The organism is Tolypothrix sp. VBCCA 56010, assembly GCF_050875635.1.
Lineage (GTDB): Bacteria > Cyanobacteriota > Cyanobacteriia > Cyanobacteriales > Nostocaceae > Hassallia.
This window is the reverse complement of the sequence record NZ_JBPAOH010000418.1, coordinates 1-581: the sequence shown is the minus strand read 5'-3', so window position 1 is coordinate 581 and position 581 is coordinate 1. Positions and strand designations below refer to the sequence as shown.

General features: G+C 32.9%; 1 protein-coding gene. It reads right to left on the bottom strand.

Going from position 1 to position 581, the window contains the following annotated elements:
- Positions 1-181: 181 nt before the first annotated feature.
- Positions 182-581 (bottom strand): transposase (locus AABK37_RS41815; protein ID WP_432557246.1); only part of this gene is annotated, 400 nt, incomplete at its 5' end.

The following is a 581-nucleotide window of genomic DNA, read 5'->3' as shown; positions in this document are numbered from 1 at the left end:
CCTGGTATTTTCAAGTAAAAGTCGAAGTATCTGAAGATAGATAAAATACATTAGAAGTGCTTAATACTGAAGCAAAAAACTTTTAGTGATAAAAATTGACATGGCAATTGATGGGTTAAATCAAGTAAAATAACCCAAAAAATTAGTTATTAAAAACCAGAATTCAGTTATTACTTGTTAATTAAATTAGACCATTATTGACAATTGACTGACTTGGTAGTTGAGATAAACACTTATAAACCGTTGTAAAAATCTCCTGATAAGGGCAAGCACTGCTAATTGCGATTAAAACTCGTCGTTTACTAATAGTAATAACTGCCCCTAACTTCAATAGTTTTGCGCGGATAGTCTCAACAGTTGCATTTTTGAATTCCGTTTTTGCTAAACATTGCTCTCGCAGGGCATTTATTAAAATGTAAGCAATCGATGCAAACCACAAACGTAATTGATTTCCTTCAAATGTGTGGGTACTAGTCCTATCACTGTGCAATCCTAACTTTTGTTCTTTTAGACAATTCTCCATATTACCCCGAGGACAATACTTTTGAGTATAAAGTCGTCCTGGCGGAATTTTATTAATA